The following is a 20,613-nucleotide window of genomic DNA, read 5'->3' on the forward strand; positions in this document are numbered from 1 at the left end:
CATCACTACATTGGGGGAGGAAAACAAAACATGTTTAAAAAGTTGCCGTTTATTTTGATGACCTTAACGTTCGTACTGGTACTCGCAGCATGCGGATCGAAAAATGACGCGGGTACAGAGGGTGCTGCAAGCAATGGATCAGGAGAAGCTGCTACTGAGCTTAGTGGTAACATTCTGGCTGTTGGATCAACAGCACTGCAACCTCTGGTAGAGCAAGCTGGACAGAAATTTATGGCAGTTGATGAATATAAGAAAGTAACAGTACAAGTACAAGGCGGCGGTAGTGGTACAGGCCTGACACAAGTATCTGACGGACAAGCTACAATTGGTAATTCTGACGTGTTTGCGGAAGAAAAAATCGATGACGCGGCAAAAGTAAGTGAACTGAAGGATCATCAAGTAGCTGTTGTAGCCATCGCGCCAGTTAGCAACAAAGATGCAGGTGTACAAGATTTGACGAAGCAACAACTGATCGACATTTTCTCCGGTAAAATTACAAACTGGAAGGACGTTGGCGGTGCAGATCAAGCCATTGTCATCGTTAACCGTCCAAGCAGTTCTGGTACTCGTGCAACATTCGAAAAATTTGCACTGGGAACAAAAGTAGGAGATATTCAGGGTTCGATCCAGGAAGATTCCTCAGGTACAGTTAAGAAACTCGTGTCAGAGACTCCAGGCGCAATTGGTTATCTTGCTCTGTCCTACCTGGATGATAGCTTGCAGGTTCTGAAATACGAGGGTGTAGAAGCAACAGTTGAGAACGTAGAAGCAGGAACTTATCCAGTGTGGGCTTACGAGCACATGTACACCAAAGGTGAACCGGATGCAGCAACAAAAGCATTCCTCGACTATATTCTGAGTGATGAAATTCAACAAAAAGACGTGACTGAGCTTGGTTATATCCCGGTATCCGGTATGAAAGTAAAACGCGATGCAGCAGGTAATATGGTTCAGTAATCTTTGAACTTGCGCATACAGCGAAAGAGGCGGACTTAGGTCCCGCCTCTTTACGCGGTTTGCTCTGAAATAATCCCATATTTTGCATTAATTCTACTATAGAAGGATGGTTGTTATGGAACAGACCGAAGGGGGAACGGTAATGAATAACAAGTTGAAACCGCGCCGGCCCTTAAAAGAGAAACATTATTGGGAAGAGTGGACGGGACGGATCTATACGTCGATTTGTGTCGTTTTCCTGATCGTTGTCATGTTTTCCATTGTTTATTTTGTAGCGTCCAAGGGACTATCGACATTTTTCCAAAATGGAATAAGCATAAGTGAATTTCTTGGTGGGAAAACGTGGAATCCAACGGGGGAACCTGCTTTCTACGGGGCATTGCCGTTCATTACAGGTTCTTTCATTACAACCTTGCTTGCAGCACTGATCGCAAGTCCGCTTGGCTTGTGTGCAGCGCTCTTCATGACAGAGATTGTGCCGGGTAAAGGTAAAAAGATTTTACAGCCTGCGATAGAGCTCTTGTCTGGTATCCCTTCCGTTGTGTACGGATTTATCGGTCTGAGTGTAATTGTGCCCTTGTTGCGAAGTATCTTTGGTGGAGCGGGCGTCGGGATTGCAGCCGGATGTCTGGTCTTGTCCATCATGATTCTTCCTACGGTGACAAGTATTATGGCAGATGCATTGTCCGCGTTGCCAAAAGGATTGCGTGAATCCTCCTACGCACTGGGTGCCACTCGCTGGCAAACCATCTACCGGGTTATTATCCCGACAGTTCTGCCTGCCTTGTTGACAGGTGTCGTATTGGGGATGGCCCGTGCATTTGGTGAGGCTCTTGCTGTGCAGATGGTTATCGGTAATGCGCCGCATGTTCCAACATCCTTGCTCGAATCGGCTTCAACATTAACAAGTGTAATTACACTCAGCATGGGTAACACCACGATGGGTTCTGTTCATAACAATGCACTGTGGAGTATGGCGCTTGTCCTGCTGGTGATGACATTTGTCTTCGTCATTCTGGTTCGCCTGCTTGAAAGGAGGAACCGGGTATGAAAATGAAGGCAAAGACGGTAGATAAAATTGCAACATCCGTTATCGTTGTACTGGCCCTGTTCATTGTTATTCTATTGCTCGGTCTGCTTGGCTTCATCATGTATAGAGGCATTGGGCATATTAGCTGGAACTTCCTGACAAGCGCACCTCAGTTGCTTAAGGGTGGCGGCGGGATTGGTCCACAGCTCTTCAACTCCATATTCTTGCTTGTTCTGACCTTGATTGTTACCATTCCACTCGGATGGGGCGGCGGGATTTACATGGCGGAATACGCCAAACCAGGCAAGATTACCAGCTTCATTCGTCTGGTCGTTGAAGTATTGTCATCATTCCCTTCCATCGTTATCGGTTTGTTTGGTCTCCTGTTGCTTGTAAATACATTTGGTCTTGGTTTCTCCCTGATCTCGGGTGCCTTGGCTCTGGCGATCTTTAACTTGCCACTGATGGTACGGACAACGGAGCAGGCCTTCCGGGCCGTTCCAAAGGAACAGAAGGAAGCAGGTCTGGCGCTTGGACTGTCCAAGTGGAAGATTATTACTTCGATTCTGCTACCTGTGGCATTACCGAGCTTGATTACGGGTACGATCCTGGCATCGGGCCGGATCTTCGGTGAAGCAGCCGCGCTGATGTTCACGGCAGGTATGAGTAGTCCGCCATTGGACTTTACAGATTGGAATCCAACGAGTCCGCGATCACCGCTTAATCCTTTCCGTCCGGCAGAGACACTTGCTGTCCATATCTGGAAAGTCAATAGTGAAGGTATTGGGCCAGATTCCAAAGAAGTGGCAGCAGGGGCATCTGCCGTGCTTGTCATTCTCGTGCTGGCGTTCAATCTAAGTGCACGCTGGATCGGTCGGGTTGTATTCCGCCGCATGACAGCTTCGAAATAAGGAGGAACCAACATGGCCATACCTTTTGGTACGGAACAGTTAAGTATATATTATGGACATTTCCAGGCGGTCAAGCAGATTAGCCTGACGTTTCCTGAAGCAAGCGTAACGGCTCTTATTGGGCCGTCTGGTTGCGGTAAATCCACGTTCCTCCGGTCACTCAACCGGATGAACGACGAGATTGCCGGTTCCCGTACAGAGGGACATATCTGGATGGACGGTAACGACCTGAATGAGCCTGGAACCGATGTAATCAAGCTTCGCCAGAAGATTGGCATGGTGTGGCAGAAGCCAAATCCTTTTCATAAGTCCATCTACAACAATATCGCGTTTGGCCCCCGCTACCGTGGTACGAAGAGTAAGAAGGCACTGGATGAAATTGTGGAAAAAAGCTTGCGTCGTGCTGCGCTATGGGACGAAGTAAAAGACAGGCTGCATGAGTCAGCCCTGGCTCTCTCGGGTGGACAACAGCAGCGCCTGTGTATTGCCCGCGCCCTGTCGGTTGATCCGCAGATTCTGCTGCTCGATGAACCGGCATCTGCACTTGACCCGGTATCTTCGGGTAAGGTTGAGGAATTGATCACTGAGCTCAAGAGGGATCTGCGGATCGTCATTGTTACCCATAATATGCAGCAGGCGGCGCGCATCTCAGATTATACGGCTTATTTCTATCTGGGGAACATGATTGAGCACGGGGATACAGAGCATATTTTCACGAACCCGGACAATCGTCTGACGCAAGAATACATTATGGGCCGTTTTGGTTAATTGGATCAAGGAGTGTCACATAGAGCAACAGACAGAGAGATTGGAAATAAATAGAGACAAAAGGAAGCACAAAACCTGGACGGTTGTTCGGGGATTGTGCTTTTTTAATTTCATTTTGGAAGAGTTTGCTGTATGCAAAGCAATCATGCTACGATATTTAGTGTTAAGAGAACGTTTACATTACTTTGAAGGAGATGTTGATAATCACTACGGATCAGATGTTTTACGACCATATGGCATCTCAGATTATACAGAACTACACTATTGAGAAACCTGTCGTTTCATATATTCGTCATAATGAGAATCTGACATATCATGTCGTTGATGAAGCAAGTGGGCAGAAGTATCTGCTACGTATCCATCAAGCTGCATATGCAAGTATGACAGGCATTCAGCATACGCTTCCTGCGCTGGAGGCAGAGATGAACCTGCTTCATGAGTTAAACGCAACGACAGCATTGCGCGTTCAGCATCCGGTACGTAATGCATCGGGTGAATGGGTAACGGTATGGACAAGTGAAGCAGGGAAAGAAATCTGCTGTACGGTACTGGAGTGGATTGAGGGCAGGGACATCCAGCAGGGAGAGCGCCTGACAACAGAGCAAATCAATGACCTGGGTGCACAACTGCAGAAGCTTCATCAATTGGGTCGTGTAATGGAAACATCTGAAGAGGCCAGGGGTACGGATGAAAGCACCGGGATGAGTGGAGTTCATCAAGGGGACAGCGAGCAAAGGCAAACAGCTCAGATGGCTGTTCGCCCAGCCTACGGAAGCATCCAAGAAAATAATGTGATGCTGGATCAACTGAAGGAAGGCGTCCGACTAGGGATTTTTACAACGGAAGACTTTGATCTGCTTCGAGAGACGTTCGAGAACATTAATGAACAACTGGCAACGTACCCGCAGCATGCGGAGACATGGGGAGTCATTCACGGGGATATTACTCGCAATAATCTGCTGATAACGGATCAGGGCATATCTATGATCGATTTTTGTCTATACGGGTATGGGTACTATCTTTTTGATGCTGGAGGAGCAGCACTTATGTTCAACCGGGAGGAGCGTGAACAGTTTTTATCTGGTTACACGAAACAGAGTGAACCGCTAACGGATCGGGATATCCGGTTAATGGAAGGATTCATGTTAATTTTTACACTGGGTTATTATGCCTTTCAGATGGCAAATGAATCGAGACACGAATGGATGAAAGACCGCATGCCGAAGCTGTGCAGCAAGTATTGTAGACCCTATGTACAGAACGAGAGCATCTTCTATGAGTTATGAGGTGTTTCCTTTTCTAGGAGCTATAACTTAGGATTAAGATTGTGAATATTACCTGGGCGTCCTGAACAATCGGGGTGCTCTTTTTGCATGCATTAGATAACGATCGTAATGGACATTTATGAAGAAAGTATAAACTCTGAGGAGAGTCAACTTTTCTTAGCTACAATATAGTCATGGGAGGATGAGGCAGCGATGAGAGACAGCGAGAATATATTGCTGGTGGAGGATGATCCGGAGATTGCCCGTATTTTGAGAGATCATCTACGTCATGAGGGTTATGGGGTAACTTGGGCATCAAGCGGTTTGGAGAGCTGGGAAGACTTTAGGGAGGGAACCTATCAATTAGTCTTGTTGGATCTGATGCTGCCGGAAATGGATGGGTTCATGGTATGCAAAAACATTAGACTGATCAGCGATGTTCCGCTGCTCATGATGAGTGCTCGGATTGAGGAAGAGAGCAAAGTCAGAGGGCTTGGCTTGGGAGCTGACGATTATATTACGAAGCCCTTTAGTCTGGCAGAACTTAGTGCTCGTATTGAATCCCATTTGAAGAGGTATCGCAGATATCAGGGCATAGAGCCGGATTCGACAGATCGGCAGTATAACGATGGGTTATCGATCGATCCTTTGAATCAGCGGGCGCAGCTTCATGGGGAACAAGTGGCACTGACTAACAAGGAATATGCATTACTTACACTGCTTGCCGCTCATCCGGGGCGGACATTTACCAAGGCGGAACTGTATGAACATATCTGGAACCAGCCGGAAGCGGGGAATTCCAGTACGGTCACGGTTCATGTGAAGAGTCTTCGTGGCAAGCTTGGTGACGAACCGCATCATCCACGCTGGATTCAGACGGTATGGGGCAGCGGTTACCGATTTGTCGGAGAGCCGATGGAATGAAGCTGAAATACTGGTTGATGATTGCTTTTCTTATTGTCATGCTGCTGCCTGTCGCTGCTGGGTGGGCGCTGTACTCCCTGTATAACTATTACAATGATCAGCGTGCCGTAACGGAATATGTAGAGTTATCCGGACAATTGGCTCCTATTGAACTGGCTTTATCTGACCCGGGACTGTACCAGTTGCAATCGCCTGATGCTTTCGCTGCACTCTCCGAATTGGAGAATGGTCGGGTGAACTTTGATCTGTATTTACCAACAGGGATTCGGGTGTACACATCAGGGGGGAGTACATGGTCTGCTGGAGCTTACACCGTTGGGGGGGCGGAGCTGTATCGTAATTTGTACAACTTACAGATTCGTCATCGTACATTCTCGTTGAAGAAACCCGTATGGGAAAAAGGTGAGTTGGTCGGCATTTACGAAATCGTCATGCTGCGTGGAGATTGGCTGGAAGGCATATCCTTGCGGACAACCTGGGTCATGGGTCTCGCTGCCACTTTCTTTATCCTGTTATACGGAACAGTGCTGTGGTTGCTATCCCGAAAGCTCTTTCGGCCGATGAAATATCTCATAGAACGAATGGATGCTTTTGCACGGGGAGAGGCTGCTACGGATGTGGTACCTGTTCGTCATGATGAAATGGGCATCTTGCTCCAACAGTTTGATGCAATGCAAGACAAGATCAGACATACTCAGGCCGATGTGGAGAGGGAGCAAAAAGAAAAAGAGCTCATGATCGCCTCGTTATCCCATGATCTGAAAACACCGTTGATGTCCATTAGTGCCTATACGGAAGTACTTAACGGTGATCGTCAACTGAAACGCCTTGAAAGGCAGGAATATCAGGATGTGCTGCTCGGGAATGTGGAGCGGATGAAACAGATGATTAGTGAACTTGAGATGTATACGGCGCTGGGTTCCAGTGAATCGGAGATGGCCATGGTTAAGGTGGAAGGTGAAGAGTTTTTCGATATGCTGCTTGGGAGCTATGAGGGACTAGTCGAGCGTGGACAGATTGATGTGAAGATGGATGTCCTCACAGATCAACTGTACAGAGTTCATCCCGAACAACTGATGCGCCTGACAGATAATCTGATAAATAATGCACTACGCCACACAAAGACGAACGGTGTAATGGGACTAGGAGTTATTGCTTCAGATTGGGAGCTTCCTGAATGGACCATTCCTTCGCTTGGAGCTGAATTGGATCAATACAGGGAGGGAGCAACATTGATCATAGTACAAAACGAAGGTCCTGCTATTCCTGAAGAACAGCTCATTCGTATCTTCGAACCCTATGTTCAACACCAGAATCAGGAGGAGAAGACGTATGCAGGTGGTTCGGGATTGGGATTGAGTATAGCCAAAAGGGTTGCAATAAAGCACGGAGGGGATATGCGCATGTGGTCATACGAAGGATATGGAACGCTGGCAGCATGCCGATTGCCTGAACATGGAGAATGTAAACGCAGAGAGGGTGGATAAGATGATGAAAAAGGGATGGATGATGCTGGGTACTGCTGTGTTGGCAGGCGCCCTGCTTGGAGGTTGCGCGGAGAAGGATATGCTGGCTATGTCAGGAGATGAAATGATTGAGAAGGTTGTCTCTGCAGAAACAGAACCTGCCTCATATTATGCGGAAGGTGTGATGAAGATATGGGCGGACGACAAGCTGACTAACACGATGCAAATTAAGGAATGGGTAGATGGTGAAACCGGCCGAAAGCGCACGGAAACATCAGAGAAAGGCAATGTCAGTTACGCGGTTAATGATGGAAAGGAGATCATCCTTTATGAAAAAGAAACAGGAGCAGCATATTCTATGGATGCATCATCCATGTCACAGCAGCCTAATCAGACCCAAAAACAAATATTGGTTGATCAACTAGAGCGGTTACGTACTACGCATGATGTGAATATGATGGGACAGGAGAAACTTCATGGACAGGACGTCATTCATATTGAATTGACACCAAAAGAAGAAGGCGCATTCTCCATATCTTCAGAGTATTGGGTAGATCCCAAAACGTGGATGATTGTCAAAGTCACCAGCGCGTACGGGGATGGGAAATCAGAAATGGTCTATGATCCGATTCAATATGATCCTCAATTCACAAAAGATACTTTCGTAATTGACATCCCTAAGGAGGTCGATGTGAAGGACTTGAACGATCTGATGCAGAATTCCGAAGTGACCCTGGAGGAAGCGGAAAAAGCGTTGGGACAGAAGTTCTTACAGGACATGAGCGGAGAATTCGAACTATCACGGATCGAAATGTCTACATTGGGCGGTGAGCTGAGCAGAGATGAAGTAACCTTGTATTATGTAAGTAACGACAAGGTAGAAGTCAGCCTGACGGTATTCAAGATGCCGGAAGAAAATGTGGACGATACACTAATGCCGGATGAAGCCAAGATTAAGGTTCGTAACACCGAGGGTTCATATATGAAGAGCATTCGGAACATATCATGGAGTGAGAATGGCTTGCGGTACTCCATCATGGGTGAAAACGAAGGATGGACGAAAGAGAAGCTTCAAGCCTGGATAAAGAGATTGAAGCTGCCTAATCATTCCTAATGAGTGGTAAAGATGATAATTATACGTCACTTTTATTGACATATAATATGTAGCATATTAATCTGTAAGTATATGTACCAGATATGATCCAGGCATGATCCAATTGATATAGAAGACACACGTTCGATGTGAGTTGAACGAGGAAGTGAATATAAGCGGATGATAACGAGCGGGAGAGACCTGGGTTAGCCGGGCAAAATGGCTAGTGTTCAGGCACCGAAGGAGCAAGCTGCTGCGCACCCGGCGCAGCGGTTAATCTCTCAGGTAAATGTACCATCGTTGGACGCAACTCTGGAGAGTGCGCGAACTGCGCCACCCAAGGGGTATATGATCAGACCGGTGAACTTGTCTGCAATCGCAGGCAATGCACCTTGTCGTGAGACACTGCTGATCGTGAAACTCTCAGGTATCGAGGACAGAGAGAGGGCCTGGGCCTTCTTCTGTCCTTTTTTTTGATGTCATTATATCCTAAACAAAGGGAATTGCGGATGAAACTCCGGGATCGAAATGACGAATACATGTTACCAATATGAATCATGATTGATAATGGAGGGTTGCAGGTGCGATTTAAAGATGTCTTTTCAATTATTGGTCCGTCCATGACGGGGCCTTCAAGTTCACATACAGCTGGAGCAGCAAGGTTAGGAAGAATTGCTCGTCAGTGGCTGGGATGTACGCCGGAACGTGCCCGGCTGACGCTGTACGGTTCATTCGCAGATACGTATCAGGGGCACGGAACAGATCTGGCACTGATCGGCGGTCTGCTGGATTATGTCACAGACGATCCGCGTATTCCGGATGCGGAGCAATACGCAGAGGAAGCGGGCATGGAGGTTGAGTTTTATACAAGCGGCCTGCCTGCTCCTCATCCAAATACGGTCAAAATTGAGTTGTGGCACGAAGAACGTGCCTGCTCCTTGATCGGGGCTTCCATTGGTGGTGGCAGTGTATCGGTTCACTCGATGAATGATTTTCGTGTTCAGATTAGTGGTGAGTTTCCGACACTTGTTCTGCGACATGCAGACAAAGCAGGGGTGCTTGCATCGGTAACGTCTACGATCAGTTCATCCGGGGTTAACATCGGCTATATGCAGGTGGACCGGAAAGCCCGTGATGGCGAAGCACTTACCGCGATGGAAATGGATGGTGTGCCTAATCCTGATATGCTCAAGTGTCTAAAGGAGCTGGACCATGTGCTTGATATTCGTGTTATCGATTTGAAGAGAGGAGTTGATTCGGATGCGATTTAAACATTTGCACGAATTGAATACGATCTGTACAGCGGAATCCAAAACCATTGCTCAGCTGATGATCGAGGAGCAGGTTCAGGAGACCAATACGACGGAAGCGGATGTTGTGAAGCAGATGTCTGAATACTATCAAGTGATGAAGGAAGCGGTACGCAAAGGGTTAACGGAAGATACGACATCACGCAGTGGATTAACAGGTGGAGACGGGAAAAAAATGGCTGATTACATTCGCAAGGGTGAGACTTGCTCAGGAGATGCTTCGGCACTTGCCATGGCGTATGCCCTGTGTGTATCTGAAGTGAACGCCTCCATGGGCCGGATCGTGGCAACACCAACAGCTGGTTCCTGCGGCATTATTCCGGGTGTGTTTATCAGTTCACAGGAGCGGTTTGGCTGGACGGACGAACACTTGGTGAACGGGTTGTTCTGTGCGGGAGCGATTGGTTATGTCATTGCCAACAATTCGTTTATCTCCGGGGCCGAGGGGGGCTGTCAGGCGGAAGTGGGTTCTGCGATTGGTATGGCTGCGGGTGCTATGGTTGAACTGCGTGGAGGTACACCGGAACAGGTCGTTCATGCCGTTGGTTTGGCGTTAAAAAATACACTGGGCCTTATCTGCGATCCGGTCGCAGGCCTCGTTGAAATTCCATGCATCGTCCGTAACGGACTGGGTGCAGTTACGGCGCTGGCTGCGGCTGACATGGCACTGGCCGGAGTGCGTAGTGCCATTCCGTCAGACGAAGTCATCGACGTCATGCTGGAAGTAGGCAGTGCGATGCCAAGCCGCCATCGGGAGACAGCCCAGGGCGGGTTGGCCCAAACGCCAACCGGCCGCAAAATGATGCAGAAGCTGGCTAAACCAAAGGCAAAGCGTGCCGAGCCTGAGCAGGAGTCAAAGCCAGCGGATTCTGACACAACGACAAGTGGGACGGACAATGCTCGAGTGGACAAGGATAATCAGGTTTAAGCTGAACCGGGATCACCGATATATAAATCAGTGACATTTTAAGTATAACGACGAATACAAAAACAAGCGTCCGCGAACCCGAATCCGGGTTCTGCAGGACGCTTGTTTTATGCTGCCAGATGAAGCGAAGATAGGCTGCTTAGATGTGACTTCAGATGTATGTGTATTATGAATCTAATCCTGGCTCACAACCGTACTCAGTACGGCATATCCATACGCAGGCAATTCAATGGCAAGCACGCCACCCTCCTTGGCAGTACGATGGTTTCCGCCAAACAGCTCAGTCCATTCCTCGTCACCAGCCTCCAGCTCGACGATAGCCGTTTCTTCTGAGCGATTGAACAGAATCAGAATGCGTTCCTCCTCATTTTGCCGCTCAAATACCAGTTGGCTTCCATCGGGACGAGCCTGCAGGAAACGAATGGTGCCTTCTGCACGCAGGGCAGGATGAGCATGACGCAGGGAGATCAGTTTCTGATAAAAGTCGAACAGCTCACGGTCCTGCTTCGCTTCGTCCCATTCCATGCATTTACGGCAGCCCGGATCATGTTCGCCGTCCATGCCAATCTCGTCTCCGTAATAGATGCACGGAGCACCCATGTAACTGAACTGGAATAACGCAGCCAGCTTCATCTTGCGCTGGTCCCCTTCACACAGTGTGAGCAACCGCGGGGTATCGTGGCTGTCCAGCAAGTTAAACGCCACCTCGCTGGCCTGAAGCGGATAACGGGATAACTGTCGCCCGATGGAGTTCGCGAACTGTTCGGCGTGCATTGTATTTTTCACAAAGAAAGCATTTACGGCATCTGTAAACGGATAGTTCATGGACGCATCGAACTGGTCGCCTTGCAGCCAGGAGGAGGACTCGTTCCATACTTCGCCCAGAATATAGGCATCCGGATTAGCGGCCTTGACTACTCGGCGGAAATCGCGCCAGAATGCATCGTCCACTTCGTCTGCCACATCCAGCCGCCATCCGTCGGCACCCACTTCCTTGATCCAGTACTCAGCAACCTCCAGCAGATAGGCCCTCACCTCGGCATTCTCCGTATTCAGCTTTGGCATGTGCGCTTCGAATCCGAAGGTCTCATACGTAGGAATGCCGTCCTTCACGTCCAGCGGGTATTCGTGCACATGGAACCAGTCCTTGTATTTGGATTGTTCTCCGTTCTTCTGTACATCCACAAATGGCGCAAACGTCTTCCCGGAATGGTTGAACACCGCATCCAGAAGTACGCGAATTCCACGTGCATGGCACAGCTCGACCAGTCGTTTCACGGTATCTGCATCGCCAAAGTGACGATCTACCCGCAGGTAGTCTTCGGTATCGTATTTGTGATTGGTGGTGGCTTCAAAGATGGGTGTGAAGTAGATCGCATTAATGCCAAGATCGCTGATGTAATCCAGATGGTCGATCACGCCCTGAAGGTCACCGCCGAAGAAATTGAAAGGTGTTGGCTCTCCACCCCACGGCTCCACCTTCTCCGGACTAATATCCGGGTTGCCGTTGGCGAATCGTTCAGGGAAAATCTGATAGAACACCGCATCCTTAACCCACGCAGGGGGTGTGAATACAGCTCCGGCATGAATATAAGGGAACTGGAACATACGACCCGGATCGTCCGGTTCTTCTTCCTGGAAGTCCGTCTCGGTCATCCAGATCTGTTCGTCTCCGTTTTTGAGCAGAAAAGAGTACTTCAGTCGGTGGTAGGGAGGCTTCACCTCACCCTCGTAGTAATCGAACATGGAGTCAGAGGTGAACTTCGTTAAAGGAACCAGCGCTTTGGTTGCATCCCACGCATATTTGTCCCCGGTCAAGGCATGTACCTCGGTCAGATCATTCTTTTTGGCACGCAGACGCAGATGGATTGTATCTTGGTCATAGGCATAGGCCCAGTTTCGTTTCGGTTGATGATAGATGGCTTCCAGCAGCATAATGAATTTCCTCCCGTCAGGTGTAGAACTAATATGTACTTGGTAGACTTGATGGATATGACGTTACCCAAGTGAATGGATAAGCTATAATTAGAATGCGTGGTAACGTAAGAGACTTCAACATTTCAACAGACTTGAATTCATTTGTTATAGACAGCTTTTATCATTATTATGCTCAGATATATCATTAACCCAATGGGGGCAGAAAGGAAACGAATATTCGGATGAAAACCAAACTGTTATATATTGAAGATGATACGGAAATTGCGAGTTGGGTCAGAGCCGATCTGGAGGAGCGCGGTTATGAGGTAGTATGGCTCGGCAGTGGTGAAGGTGCAGCGGAGGCTGCTGTTGGTTGCTCACTCATTATTCTGGATGTCATGCTGCCCGGGCTTGATGGATTTACGGTGGGTCAGCGACTGAAAAAAGAACATCCCGCCGTGCCCATTGTCATGCTCTCGGCCAGAACGTCCATTGACGACAAGTTGCACGGTCTTGATTTTGCCGATGACTATGTGACCAAACCATTTCACCCCGATGAACTGGCTGCCCGGATTGAAGTACAACTGCGTAAGGCAGGAACAGCGGTCTCATCGGATACAGCCCTGAAGCTGGATCATCTCTCCATCTATGAGAAGGACAACCGGATCGTCAATGAGGAGACGGGAGATGAGATTATTTTATCGGGAAAACAATTTCATATCTTCGCCTACCTGCTAAGACATATGGGCATGATTCGAACCAAAGAGCAGATCTATGAAGCCGTCTGGAACGAGCCCTATCTGGATGGGGACAAGACTTTGATGGTACATATTCGACATCTGCGCGAAAAGCTGGAGCTTGATCCGGCCAATCCTGTAGTTATTCAGACGGTCCGCGGTGTGGGATATCGCGTGAAGAAGCCATGATCCGGTGGTACAGAGAAAGGAAGATCATGAAGGGAGAACGAAACATGACTCAAAAGCAGTCCGGGCGGCGCAAGCTACGCTTTGGGCGGTCCTTGATGTCCAGATACATCCTCCTGATCTTGGCGGCAGTATTATTCGTCCCCGTTGTTCTTCCGATCATCTCCATCATATATGTTGTGGTGGTAAATAACACGAATACGAATCAAGCTGCACCATATGGTGATGTTACCCGGATCAGTAACCTTTGGTCGCGTGAAGCGGAGAACCTGGATGGTGCTTCGGATGAAGAGATTAAGGCCCGGTTGGAGGAATTACATGGCTCGTATCCCAAATCTTCCATGTATCGTGTGAATGTGAGCGGTGAAACCCTCTTTATTCTCGGCGGTGAGGATGTAACGCTTCTGAAATCCACGTCGCCGGATGGCAGGACAGACACGACATTGAGATGGTCACTGGATTCCGGGCAAACGACAGAGACTCATATTCCAGCCTTATGGAATGTGAACAATACGGTGCAATTCATGAAAGAAGCTTCCTTTCGCGATCCACTAACCGTAGTTGCATATATTGGCGGAGATGAGCAGGACAAAGGACAGGGCTTTATGATCATTGAAGTGCCGCGATCCCTTCTGCAAATGAATCAGAGTAACTGGCCGCTGGAACTTTTGTATCTCGGCATCGTAATGACCCTCATTTTTCTGATCTTCATCATGATGTCGATTCTTTTCTTTGCACGCATTCGCAAAAGGCTTATACGATTGCAGACGGCCATGATGACCACGGGCAAGGAAGGCATCCCGCTTCCGGTTGATATCCGCCGGACAGATGAGATTGGTCAACTGGAGGAATCATTTAATCAGATGGTGCATCAACTGTCCGACAGCCGCTACCGTGAACGTGAGGAAGAACAATTACGCAAACGTCTGATTGCGGGGCTTTCCCACGATCTGCGCACCCCGCTAACGGTGATTCGTGGACATATGCATGCTTTGCACAAGGAATCGCTGAGCGAGCAAGGTGACCGTTCATTACATCGCATGGAAGCGAAGATGGAGGACCTCGGCGGGCTCATTGACAATATGTTATCCTACAATTTGCTCACAAGTGGGAAATATACGCTGAAGCTGGAAGAGAAAGATATGCTGCGCATTGTCAGGGAAACGGTGGCGGCTTGGTACCCGGTCTGGGAGAAAGAGCAATTCGAAATTGATATTGACCTGCCAGAGGAACCGCTGATCTGGCATATGGATGAACAGGGCATGCGCCGTATTCTCGATAATCTGTTCCAGAACGTGATTCGTCATGCTGCCAGCGGGAAATATATTGGCATATCAACCCGGGAGATTCAGGGTGAGACGGCCATTGTTATTCAGGATCGGGGTCCGGGAATGCAACCGGATTCCGACACAAAAGGTACAGGTCTGGGCTTATCCATTGTAGATCTGTTAATTCGTGAGATGGGTCTGCGCAAGCGGGTAGACAGTTCCGATACGGGTGTTCGGACATATATCTACAGTGGTAAGGGAGACAGGGGAACAACCAACCGCTGAAATAGTTTTTTTAAACTAAACTTAAACTAGAGACTACTTTGGCTTTAACCTTGGAAGGTTACGATAGTTCCGAGGTGATCATACAGTGAGTGAAAATATTATTCAAACGGCGAATTTATGGAAAACATACCGGGACCGTGCAGCGGTCCGTGAACTTGATCTGCATATTAAAAAGGGAGATATCTACGGCTTCCTCGGTCCCAATGGTGCCGGCAAAACAACAACGATTCGCATGCTTCTCGGCTTGATTAAACCAACCAAAGGCATAATCCGTGTCTTCGACAAGGATATCCGCAAGGATCGCATGGATATTTTGCGACGAGTGGGTTCCTTGGTCGAATACCCGTCCTATTACGGACATCTGAACGCAGTAGAGAATCTGGAAACTTTGCGTCGTATCATCAATGTACCAAAATCAAGAATTGCTGAAGTACTGTCCATTGTAGATCTGACCAAGGATGCCAAACGTGCAGTGAAGGGGTATTCCCTTGGGATGAAGCAACGTCTGGGTATTGCCAGCGCTTTGCTGGGTGAACCGGAGCTGCTGATTCTGGACGAACCAACGAATGGGCTTGATCCAGCTGGCATTCAGGAGATTCGGGAGCTGATCAAACGCATGCCTCTGGAACATGGCATTACCGTTCTGGTTTCCAGCCACTTGCTGAGTGAAGTCGAACAGATGGCAAGTCGTGTTGGTATTATCCGTGAAGGCAAGATGGTGCTTCAGGATACCATCGCGAGTCTGCACAGTCAGACGGGCAGTTCTATCCGGTTAACGGTTTCCGAGCCGGAAGAGGCTATGAAGCTGGCGAGAGAACAGGGACAATTCGGTCAGCAACAAGGTTCTGTGTTAACGTTCCCTTATATGGATAACCCTTCGGTTGCACTGCTTGTGCGCCGATTGATTGAGCAGGATCATGATGTGTATCGTGTAGAGGAACAGCGTCAGTCGCTGGAAGATCTGTTCATGCGAGTCATTGGTGAGGGGGCTTCCATATGACCGGGCGTGCGTTATCGTCGGACTGGATCAAGATTCGGGGGAAAGGAATCTGGTTTCTCGTCTTTCTGGCCCCTCTTGGATTAACAGCGATGCAGGCGCTTAATTTTGGCTTACGGCTGGACTATCTGAAAGAGCAGTATGCCGATAACCTGTGGGGCGAGTTGCTCAGCAATGTGGTTGTCTTTGTGCCCTTGTCTCTGATGCTGGGAGCAACCATTCTCAGCTCCATGATCGCTAATGTCGAGCATGAACAGGGTTCGTGGAAACAGTTACTCGCGATGCCGATTCCCAGACCAGCTGTGTATTTAGCCAAGTTCCTGCTTGCTTGTGTGCTGCTGGTGATCTCCTGCCTGCTGTTAACCGCAGGCATTGTGGGTCTGGGTCTGATCCTCGGATTCCATGCCAGCGAAATACCTTGGACACATGCGATCAAGCTGGGGCTATTGCCTTTGGCTGGTGCACTTCCGGTGTTGTCACTGGAGTTGTGGCTCACCATGGTTAACAAGAATCAGGCGCTTCCCGTCACCTTGGGCATCGTTCTCGCGATAACGGGTATGTTCTCACTCAGTATCTCACCGATCTTTCCGCTCGCATGGGCACAGATGGCCTGGAATGGGCCTAATCCATACCTGTATGCAGGCATGGGGGCAGGTCTGGGGTTATTAATCCTGTTGCTGGGTATGGTGCACTTTAGCCGGAAGGATGTGGCCTGATATGAGCTTTGCGACAACGTATTTTCGGATTTTGTCCGCTGAACGGTTGAAAATGGGCAAATCGCCCATATGGCTCCTGATTCTGCTGAGTCCACTCATTGCACTGCTCATCGGATTGTTGTCCACACCATCGGGGAATTGGCAGGTATTGATGGGCACCATGGTTTTCCTGCACGGATTACTCCTGTTGCCGATGCTGACCGGTGTGTTTACGTCCTTTGTCTGCCGTTTCGAACATGCAGGGGGAGGGTGGAAGCAGATGCTGGTTTTGCCACTCACACGTTCAGGTGTATATGCGGGCAAACTGACGATTGTACTCATGCTACTGGCGGGTACGCAAGTATTGTTGCTGATGTCCATTCTGCTGGCAGGCATGATTCACGGCATTACGATGCCAGTACCTTGGGGATTCTTGGTGAGCAAACTGCTGCTTGGGTTGCTGGCCTGTGTACCCTTGGCTGCCCTGCAGATGTTCGTTTCATTGGTTTGGAGCAGCTTTGCCGCACCGCTTGCACTGAATTTTGCACTGACCATACCGAATATTCTCATTGTAAACTCGGCGACATATGGGCCGTATTATCCATGGGCACAACCGATGATTCTGATGACACCCGTAGACGGCGGAGGTTTCGGAGCCTACAACGTGCCACTGATAACGATGCTGGCGGTTGTTGGAGGCAGTGCTGTCATTTTCATTGGAATCGGCATGATGTATTTTGCGAAAAAAGAAATTTGAATAATCCGTTACACAATTGGATATTGTAGATCAAAACCCTCTGAAGCATAACATGCAAAGCTCTATTGTATGTGCGCTTCAGGGGGATTTTTCAAATTCCAACGATTTCTCCACACATCATGTGAATTGAATCATAGATTGTACGTAAATACGAAAAGAGAATTCGATAAAATAAAAGAAAGCTGTTTCTAGGCAGGCTTACATGGTTATTCGAGGGTAGGGCTAATTTTACGGGACTATTAATTCCTGTTATTCAGATGAAGAAATTGGCTGAGAAAAGAGGGGTAAGCCTTGGATGTTAATAAAACGGAAACCCTGAAGCGCATTATTTCTGAGGGAAGTTCTTACCAATCATTGTTTTTTAATCACCCGGATGCCATTTATGTGATGGATATCCATGGAAATTATATTGATGCTAATCCTTCAGTAGAGCGGATGTCAGGGCATACACTGGATGACTTAATTCGTATGAATCGGAATCAGATCTGTCCTCCGGACAGTGAAAATTCACGCAAAGAATATATTAAAGAAGTACTGGCTGGACGTTCAGTCAGTAATTCCATTACTTTTTATCATAAAGATGGTTCCCTGAAACAGGCAGAGATAACGTATGTGCCCATAACAGAGAGTGAGGAAGTTGTCGGCATCTACGGCATTGCCAAAGATGTTACTGATATCCTGAAAGTGGAACGTGAGCTCCACGAAGCACAGCAGAAATATCAGGTGCTCGCTGACCATGCCCAAGATCTGATTACGACCTGTGCTACAGATGGCGAGTTGTTATACGTCTCACCTTCCGTGTACACCTTGCTGGGTTATAAACCCGAGGAAGTTACCGGAAAATCCTTCAAGGATTATTGTTATCCGGGAGATTATCCGGACCCGATGGACCTTTCCAAGATCGGCAATGGCTGCAAGATGCGTGTGTTGCACAAGAAGGGACATTATATCTGGATGGAGACATTGGCGAAGCCTGTGGCTGGAGAGCGTGGCAAGAGTGTCCAGATTGTAAGCATCAGCAGGGATATTACCCAGCATAAGGATGCGGATAGACGTCTTCGAGACAGTCGTCAGCGTTACAGATCGTTGTTCGAACATAACCCGGCAGCTGTGTATTCATTGAATCTGGAAGGTAAATACAGCGCAGTGAACAGCAAACTGGTGCAAATGCTGGATATCCCTCGCAATAAGCTTATTGGTCAATCTTTTTTATCCAATCTGGATAAATGCGAAGTGCAATACGGTAAGCATTACTTTGAAATGGTGAAGCAAGGCGAACCGCAATATTATGAGACCCGAATCGTCAATTCAAGTGGTCGGAAGATTGAAGTATCTGTTACGAATGTGCCCATTATTGTGGATAAGGAAATGGTAGGCGTCTATGGGATCGTGTCCGATATTACCGAGCGCAAGGAATATACGGAACGGATTCAGGAGCTTAGCAAGCAACATGAGCTGATTCTTAACACGGTTACGGAAGGAATATATGGTTTGGATGCGGATGGAATCACCATGTTTATGAATCCTGCAGCAGCTTCGATGTTTGGTTATGAGGCGAAAGAATTCATTGGCAAAAACTCACATCCCATTATCCATCACACCCGTGCGGACGGAAGTCATTTGCCACAAGAAGAGTGCCCGATCCACATGACCGTGCTGGATGGACAGAGACGTTCAATCAAGGAAGATGTGTTCTGGCGTAAAGATGGCAGCAGCTTTCTGGTGCAGTATCAGGTGACGCCGATTATTGAACAGGGACAGATTCAGGGCGCGGTGGTTGTGTTTAATGATGTGACTGGCGAACGTGAAATTGTACGTGCCAAAGAAACAGCTGAGCTGGCAGCTCAGGCCAAGTCAGAATTTCTGTCGATGGTTAGCCATGAGATCCGGACACCGATGAACGGGATCGTTGGGATGACCGAATTGTTGATCGGTACCGATTTATCGGAAGAACAGCGTGAGTATGCCGAGATTATTCGAGACAGCGGCGATGCTCTGCTGAACATCCTTAATGATATTTTGGACTTCAGTAAGCTGGAATCCGGGAAAATGGCACTGGCTTATGAACCATTTGCATTACGCAAGATGCTGGAACAGGTTGCCGAACTGTTTAAACCGCGTGCAGATGAAAAACATCTGGAGATCAGGTATCGTCTCAATCCAAGCATCCCTGAGTTCATGGTCGGTGACGCGATACGTATCCAGCAGATTCTGGTGAACTTGGTTGGCAATGCGCTCAAGTTCACAGATCAGGGAAGTATTGATGTTACCGTGGATATTATCAAGGGCGGAAAGCCTGAAGACAGCGTTCTTGATTTTGCAGTGCAAGATACGGGAATTGGCATCCCGGCTGACAAGCTGGATCAGTTGTTTCAGTCCTTCTCTCAACTACACCCGGTGATTAACCGGAAGTATGGTGGTACCGGACTGGGACTGGTCATCTCCAAGCGACTCGTGGAGATCATGGGAGGCAGTATCCGTGTCGAGAGTATAGAAGGGGAAGGCTCAACCTTCCGGTTTGCTATTCCTGCGGCGAGTGTAGATGCTTCAGCAGAACAGACAGCAAGTCAGTTCCATCATGATCGTACACGTCAGAGTGATAAGGTCGCCATGCGTATTCTGGTGGCGGAGGATCATCCGGTGAACCGGAAAATTCTGCGAGAATATCTGGAGAAGCTAGGGTACCATGCAGATGTGTGTACTAATGGCGTGGAGGCGATTGATGCCATCTCTCAGAATGCTTATGATATTGTCCTGATGGATATTTATATGCCTGTGATGGATGGATTGAAGGCGACAGACCTGTTACACCGCCTAATTCCACAGGATCGCATACCTCCAATCATTGCAGTTACAGGCAAGGCCAAACGTAAAGATAAGGAAGCTTGTCTGGAAAGGGGTATGCGTGACTTTATTAGCAAACCGGTTATGCTGAGTGAGCTGAAGCGGGTGTTACAGCAATGGGGACCAAGGGACGAACCTCAGCTTGCCCCAAGTTGAACAACAGTCTAACTGTGAAAATATTCAACGCAAACACGCCAATAGACCTCCTCAGATGGAGTGTTATTGGCGTGTTTGCGTAGAGCGATTGAAGTAACTGAAGCATATGAAGTTGAGCT

General features: G+C 48.3%; 17 protein-coding genes and 2 riboswitches. Of the genes, 16 read left to right on the plus strand and 1 reads right to left on the minus strand.

What is annotated here, in order from left to right:
• The first annotated feature begins 30 nt into the window (after nucleotides 1–30).
• The 10 genes from J7E78_RS02030 to sdaAA all read left to right on the plus strand — a co-directional run bounded on the left by J7E78_RS02030 (nucleotide 31) and on the right by sdaAA (nucleotide 10,652).
• On the plus strand, nucleotides 31–957 hold the full coding sequence (locus tag J7E78_RS02030) for a phosphate ABC transporter substrate-binding protein PstS family protein (protein ID WP_215074693.1): 927 nt from the start codon (nucleotides 31–33) through the stop codon (nucleotides 955–957).
• Nucleotides 958–1,072: 115 nt separating this feature from the next.
• On the plus strand, nucleotides 1,073–2,008 hold the full coding sequence (gene pstC, locus J7E78_RS02035; protein ID WP_397330444.1) for a phosphate ABC transporter permease subunit PstC: 936 nt from the start codon (nucleotides 1,073–1,075) through the stop codon (nucleotides 2,006–2,008).
• Between the two features lie 2 nt (nucleotides 2,009–2,010).
• The gene (pstA, locus tag J7E78_RS02040; RefSeq protein ID WP_091038374.1) at nucleotides 2,011–2,898 is read left to right on the plus strand and encodes a phosphate ABC transporter permease PstA; all 888 of its coding nucleotides are present in this window, start codon (nucleotides 2,011–2,013) and stop codon (nucleotides 2,896–2,898) included.
• Nucleotides 2,899–2,910: 12 nt separating this feature from the next.
• A complete protein-coding gene (pstB, locus tag J7E78_RS02045) occupies nucleotides 2,911–3,666 on the plus strand; it encodes a phosphate ABC transporter ATP-binding protein PstB (protein WP_215074695.1) in 756 nt (251 codons plus the stop codon).
• 194 nt (nucleotides 3,667–3,860) lie between these two features.
• Nucleotides 3,861–4,952 carry a phosphotransferase enzyme family protein gene (locus J7E78_RS02050; protein WP_215074696.1) on the plus strand — a complete coding sequence of 364 codons (1,092 nt, stop codon included), beginning with the start codon at nucleotides 3,861–3,863 and terminating at the stop codon, nucleotides 4,950–4,952.
• A 192-nt stretch (nucleotides 4,953–5,144) separates the two neighbouring features.
• The gene (locus tag J7E78_RS02055; RefSeq protein WP_215074697.1) at nucleotides 5,145–5,855 is read left to right on the plus strand and encodes a response regulator transcription factor; all 711 of its coding nucleotides are present in this window, start codon (nucleotides 5,145–5,147) and stop codon (nucleotides 5,853–5,855) included.
• A complete protein-coding gene (locus tag J7E78_RS02060; RefSeq protein ID WP_215074698.1) occupies nucleotides 5,852–7,342 on the plus strand; it encodes a sensor histidine kinase in 1,491 nt (496 codons plus the stop codon). The genes J7E78_RS02055 and J7E78_RS02060 overlap by 4 nt, the downstream gene beginning before the upstream one ends.
• Before the next feature lies 1 nt (nucleotide 7,343).
• Nucleotides 7,344–8,435, plus strand: a complete 1,092-nt coding sequence (locus tag J7E78_RS02065) for a LolA family protein (RefSeq protein WP_215074699.1) — start codon at nucleotides 7,344–7,346, stop codon at nucleotides 8,433–8,435.
• Between the two features lie 160 nt (nucleotides 8,436–8,595).
• A riboswitch (glycine riboswitch) is annotated at nucleotides 8,596–8,720 on the plus strand.
• A 4-nt stretch (nucleotides 8,721–8,724) separates the two neighbouring features.
• Nucleotides 8,725–8,856: riboswitch (glycine riboswitch) on the plus strand.
• A gap of 139 nt (nucleotides 8,857–8,995) precedes the next feature.
• Nucleotides 8,996–9,685, plus strand: coding sequence for an L-serine ammonia-lyase, iron-sulfur-dependent subunit beta (gene sdaAB, locus J7E78_RS02070; RefSeq protein WP_215074700.1), 690 nt, complete (start codon nucleotides 8,996–8,998; stop codon nucleotides 9,683–9,685).
• Nucleotides 9,675–10,652, plus strand: coding sequence for an L-serine ammonia-lyase, iron-sulfur-dependent, subunit alpha (gene sdaAA, locus J7E78_RS02075; protein WP_215074701.1), 978 nt, complete (start codon nucleotides 9,675–9,677; stop codon nucleotides 10,650–10,652). The genes sdaAB and sdaAA overlap by 11 nt, the downstream gene beginning before the upstream one ends.
• A 174-nt stretch (nucleotides 10,653–10,826) precedes the next feature.
• Here the strand turns inward: sdaAA and J7E78_RS02080 are convergent, their stop codons facing one another.
• On the minus strand, nucleotides 10,827–12,587 hold the full coding sequence (locus tag J7E78_RS02080; RefSeq protein WP_215074702.1) for an alpha-glycosidase: 1,761 nt from the start codon (nucleotides 12,585–12,587) through the stop codon (nucleotides 10,827–10,829).
• A gap of 224 nt (nucleotides 12,588–12,811) precedes the next feature.
• Between J7E78_RS02080 and J7E78_RS02085 the strand changes: the two genes are divergently transcribed.
• From J7E78_RS02085 to J7E78_RS02110, 6 genes are all read left to right on the plus strand, one after another.
• Entirely contained in the window at nucleotides 12,812–13,495 is a 684-nt protein-coding gene (locus J7E78_RS02085; RefSeq protein WP_215074703.1) for a response regulator transcription factor, read from the plus strand.
• Between the two features lie 44 nt (nucleotides 13,496–13,539).
• The gene (locus J7E78_RS02090) at nucleotides 13,540–15,045 is read left to right on the plus strand and encodes a sensor histidine kinase (RefSeq protein WP_251034756.1); all 1,506 of its coding nucleotides are present in this window, start codon (nucleotides 13,540–13,542) and stop codon (nucleotides 15,043–15,045) included.
• Nucleotides 15,046–15,130: 85 nt separating this feature from the next.
• Nucleotides 15,131–16,045, plus strand: coding sequence for an ABC transporter ATP-binding protein (locus J7E78_RS02095; protein WP_215074705.1), 915 nt, complete (start codon nucleotides 15,131–15,133; stop codon nucleotides 16,043–16,045).
• Nucleotides 16,042–16,758 carry an ABC transporter permease gene (locus J7E78_RS02100; RefSeq protein WP_215074706.1) on the plus strand — a complete coding sequence of 239 codons (717 nt, stop codon included), beginning with the start codon at nucleotides 16,042–16,044 and terminating at the stop codon, nucleotides 16,756–16,758. The genes J7E78_RS02095 and J7E78_RS02100 overlap by 4 nt, the downstream gene beginning before the upstream one ends.
• Nucleotide 16,759: 1 nt before the next feature.
• Entirely contained in the window at nucleotides 16,760–17,494 is a 735-nt protein-coding gene (locus tag J7E78_RS02105) for an ABC transporter permease (protein WP_215074707.1), read from the plus strand.
• Between the two features lie 291 nt (nucleotides 17,495–17,785).
• Nucleotides 17,786–20,494 (plus strand): PAS domain S-box protein, encoded by a 2,709-nt coding sequence (locus J7E78_RS02110; protein ID WP_215074708.1) that lies wholly within the window; start codon nucleotides 17,786–17,788, stop codon nucleotides 20,492–20,494.
• The last annotated feature ends 119 nt before the right edge of the window (nucleotides 20,495–20,613 follow it).

Origin of the sequence: Paenibacillus polymyxa (genome assembly GCF_018614975.1) — a bacterium.
Lineage (GTDB): Bacteria > Bacillota > Bacilli > Paenibacillales > Paenibacillaceae > Paenibacillus > Paenibacillus polymyxa_E.

Coding starts and splice junctions, on each gene's coding strand:
- J7E78_RS02100 (WP_215074706.1), top strand. CDS start 16,042: ATGACCGGGCGTGCGTTATCGTCGGACTGGATCAAGATTCGGGGGAAA.
- J7E78_RS02055 (WP_215074697.1), top strand. CDS start 5,145: ATGAGAGACAGCGAGAATATATTGCTGGTGGAGGATGATCCGGAGATT.
- J7E78_RS02030 (WP_215074693.1), top strand. CDS start 31: ATGTTTAAAAAGTTGCCGTTTATTTTGATGACCTTAACGTTCGTACTG.
- J7E78_RS02050 (WP_215074696.1), top strand. CDS start 3,861: ATGTTGATAATCACTACGGATCAGATGTTTTACGACCATATGGCATCT.
- pstA (WP_091038374.1), top strand. CDS start 2,011: ATGAAGGCAAAGACGGTAGATAAAATTGCAACATCCGTTATCGTTGTA.
- pstC (WP_397330444.1), top strand. CDS start 1,073: ATGGAACAGACCGAAGGGGGAACGGTAATGAATAACAAGTTGAAACCG.
- J7E78_RS02105 (WP_215074707.1), top strand. CDS start 16,760: ATGAGCTTTGCGACAACGTATTTTCGGATTTTGTCCGCTGAACGGTTG.
- J7E78_RS02065 (WP_215074699.1), top strand. CDS start 7,344: ATGATGAAAAAGGGATGGATGATGCTGGGTACTGCTGTGTTGGCAGGC.
- J7E78_RS02085 (WP_215074703.1), top strand. CDS start 12,812: ATGAAAACCAAACTGTTATATATTGAAGATGATACGGAAATTGCGAGT.
- J7E78_RS02090 (WP_251034756.1), top strand. CDS start 13,540: ATGACTCAAAAGCAGTCCGGGCGGCGCAAGCTACGCTTTGGGCGGTCC.
- J7E78_RS02080 (WP_215074702.1), bottom strand. CDS start 12,587: ATGCTGCTGGAAGCCATCTATCATCAACCGAAACGAAACTGGGCCTAT.
- sdaAA (WP_215074701.1), top strand. CDS start 9,675: ATGCGATTTAAACATTTGCACGAATTGAATACGATCTGTACAGCGGAA.
- J7E78_RS02060 (WP_215074698.1), top strand. CDS start 5,852: ATGAAGCTGAAATACTGGTTGATGATTGCTTTTCTTATTGTCATGCTG.
- pstB (WP_215074695.1), top strand. CDS start 2,911: ATGGCCATACCTTTTGGTACGGAACAGTTAAGTATATATTATGGACAT.